Origin of the sequence: Stenotrophomonas sp. RS-48 (assembly GCF_030053245.1) — a bacterium.
GTDB classification, from domain to species: Bacteria; Pseudomonadota; Gammaproteobacteria; order Xanthomonadales; family Xanthomonadaceae; genus Stenotrophomonas; species Stenotrophomonas maltophilia_P.
This window is the reverse complement of sequence record NZ_JASGBV010000138.1, coordinates 1-3,125: the sequence shown is the minus strand read 5'-3', so window position 1 is coordinate 3,125 and position 3,125 is coordinate 1. Positions and strand designations below refer to the sequence as shown.

Here is a 3,125-nt window from a genome sequence, read left to right as displayed (position 1 = left end):
CCCGGGCGGCTGTGTCAGAATCGGTGGTCCTCTTCTGCTGCGGAATGCTCCATGCTCCGATTCGCCATCGCCGCCGTGTTCGGCGCGCTCAGCCTGACGGCCTGCGCCCAGCCGGCTCCGCCGGCCCCTGCGGCCAAGGCGCCTGCCGCCGCCTCCGCCCGGGCCACCCCGGCTGCCAATGGTCCGGCAGAGCAGGCGGTGCGCGCCGCGCTGACCGCGCTCAACCCCGGTTTCGAAGTGGATTACATCGGCGCCGCGCCCTTCCCCGGTTTCCGCGAGGTGGTGGTCTCCGGTCAGCTGCTGTATGTCTCCGACGACGGCCGCTACCTGTTCCAGTCGCAGCCTTATGACACCCGGGCCAAGGGGCCGGCCAACAGCGAGGGCCTGCTCGGTTACCGTCGCGCGCTGCTGGCCAAGGCCAACCACGGCGACCGCATCGTGTTCGCCGCGCCCAACGCCAAGTACACGGTCAGCGTGTTCACCGACATCGAGTGCGGCTATTGCCGCAAGCTGCACCAGGACATCGCCGAACTCAACCGCAACGGCATCAGCGTCGAGTACCTGGCCTTCCCGCGCATGGGACTGGGCAGCAAGGATTACACCGACATGATTTCGGTCTGGTGCGCAGCCGATCGCCGCCAGGCGCTGACCAATGCCAAGCGTGGCGGAACCGTGCCGGCGAAGAACTGCACCAATCCGGTGGCGATGCAGTACGCGCTCGGACAGCAGCTGGGGGTGAACGGTACCCCGGCGATCTTCGCGCCCGATGGCACCCAGCTGGGCGGCTACCTGCCGCCGGCGCAGCTGCGTGCGGCGCTGGAGAAACTGTCGGCCCAGCGCTGACCGGGATATCGCCGGGCAGGGCCCGGCGCTACCCGCCCGACCACGGCAGCGCCGGGCCATGCCCGGCGGATGCCTCATCCGGTCAAGGCCGGGGGCGCACGGCGCCCCCGGCCTTTTCCTTACTTCAGACCATCGCTGACGGCCTTGGTCAGCGTGCCCTGCGCATCGTCACCACTGAATTCCCAGACGAACGCGCCGCCCAGGCCCTGGGTCTTCACGTAGCCCATCTTGCGGGTGATGTTGGCCGGAGTGTCGAAACTCCACAGCGTGCTGCCGTTGTAGATCCAGGTGGCGCCGGCGGTGTTGTCGGTGTAGCCCGGCCAGGCCAGGTTCTTCAGTACCTTCCAGTCTTCGATGCCGGCCTCATAGGTGCCCGGTGCGGCGCCTGAGGCGGTCTGGTACAGGCCATTGTTGGCATTGGCCACGCCCGTCCAGCCACGTCCGTAGTAGCCGATGCCCAGGTTGAGCTTGGCGGCCGGCACACCCCGGCTGATGAAGGCCTCGATGGCGTCGTTGCTGTTGTACAGCTTCTGGTCGCCGGTGGACGGATCATTCGGCGAATCGAACAGTGCCGACTGGTGATTGGTCCTTGCATCCCACGCACCGTGGAAGTCGTAGGTCATCACGTTGATGTAGTCCAGGTACGGGTGATAGGCCGCCGGGTCGGTGACGCGGATCTTGTCGATGCCGGCACCCACCGCCACGGTCAGCAGAAGGCCCGGACGCACCGCATCGAGCTGGCGGCGGAACTCGGCCATGAGTGCGGTGAAGTTGGCGTTGTCCTCGGGCTTGCCGCACTCGATGCCGCAGGCCACGGGGTATTCCCAGTCGATGTCGATGCCGTCGAATACGCCCAGCGCTGCGCCCGTGCCGCCGGCGCCGTCGGTCACCGGCAGGTTGCCCTTGATGTAGGCGTCGATGCAGGAGGCGACGAAGGCCTGGCGGTTCTCCGGACGGGCCGCGCTGGAGAATCCACGCGACCAGGTCCAGCCGCCCAGCGAGATCAGCACCTTCAGACCCGGATGCTTGGCCTTGAGCTGCTTGAGCTGGTTCCAGTTGCCGCGCAGCGGCTGGTCCCAGGTATCGGCGCTGCCACTGACGCTCTCGGCGGCGCTGAAGGCCTTGGTGTAATCGGCGAACGCATCGCCACCGGCGCCGCTGTTCGGGTCCGACGGCTGGGTCACGCCCACTTCGCAGCGGTTGTTGCGCACGTTGCCGAAGGCGTAGTTGATGTGGGTCAGCCGCGCGGCGGAACCGCTGCTGTCGATGTTCTTCACCCGGTAGTTGCGGCCGTAGATGCCCCACTGGGTGAAGTAGCCGATGACCCGCTTGCCGGTGCCGCCACCGTCGCCGGCCAGGGTGGTGGCGCTGATTTCCGTGCCCTGGGCGGACGCATTGCCGGCGTTGTCGCGGGCACGCACACGGTAGCGGTAGGTGGTGGATGCGGTCAGGCCGCCATCGACGTAGCTGGTGCTGGACGGAGAACCGACCAGGCTGCCGTTGCGGTACACATCGTAACCGGCCACGCCGCTGCCACCGGCGTTGTCGGTGGACGGACTCCAGCTCAGCGCGATGCTGCTGGCGGTACGGGTGCCCACCGCCAGCCCGCCGGGCACGCTGGGTGCGGTGGTATCGCCGCTGGCAGCGTTGACGGTGATGGTGATGGTCGGGGTGCTGGTGGTGGCGTTGTTGTTGTCGGTGGCCACCGCGCGCAGGGTGTGGCTGCCGGCGCTGGCATTGGCCCAGCTGGCGCTGTAGGGAGCGCTGGTATCCACGCCGATCGAGCTGCCGTCGCGGAAGAATTCCACCTTGCTGACGCTGCCGTCCGGGTCGCTGGCGTTGGCGGTGACGTTGATGGTGCTGCCGGCGCTGAAGGTAGCGCCATTGGCCGGTGAGGTCAGGCTGACCACGGGAGGCTGGTTGACGCCGCCGCCATCGCAGGCACCGAGGTTGGTGTAGTAGGGCGCACCGGCCGGATGGTCTGGCGGGGCATTCCAGATGTCCTGGTTTGCCCGGTACAGCACGCCGCCCTTCTGCAGGGTGTCGCCGGCGCGATAGATCTTGGCCTGGTCCCATTCGGCCACGCCGGCACAGCTGGCGGCCTGGGCCAGGCCCGGCAGGCTGGCGGCACCGGCGGCCAGGGCAAGCAGCCAGGCCAGGCGGCGGGGACGACAGCTTCGGGTGGAACGTTCGGCACTGCGCACAATCGGGTCGTACATGGTGTGTCTCCGATCAAAGGGCGCGCGGGCCCCGATGGCGCCGCGCGTGACGCAGGGCCGGGC

At 68.3% G+C, this 3,125-nt stretch carries 2 protein-coding genes; one reads left to right on the top strand and one right to left on the bottom strand.

The genetic code is table 11. The features are described 5' to 3' along the window. The first annotated feature begins 51 nt into the window (after positions 1–51). Positions 52–843, top strand: coding sequence for a DsbC family protein (locus QMZ25_RS18770; RefSeq protein WP_065175338.1), 792 nt, complete (start codon positions 52–54; stop codon positions 841–843). A gap of 119 nt (positions 844–962) precedes the next feature. Here the strand turns inward: QMZ25_RS18770 and QMZ25_RS18765 are convergent, their stop codons facing one another. Further along, positions 963–3,062 (bottom strand): glycosyl hydrolase family 18 protein, encoded by a 2,100-nt coding sequence (locus QMZ25_RS18765; protein ID WP_053516938.1) that lies wholly within the window; start codon positions 3,060–3,062, stop codon positions 963–965. Between the last annotated feature and the right edge of the window lie 63 nt (positions 3,063–3,125).

What these genes read in the sequence shown, in the direction of transcription:
- QMZ25_RS18770 (WP_065175338.1), top strand. Translation starts at nt 52, where the DNA reads ATGCTCCGATTCGCCATCGCCGCCGTGTTCGGCGCGCTCAGCCTGACG.
- QMZ25_RS18765 (WP_053516938.1), bottom strand. Translation starts at nt 3,062, where the DNA reads ATGTACGACCCGATTGTGCGCAGTGCCGAACGTTCCACCCGAAGCTGT.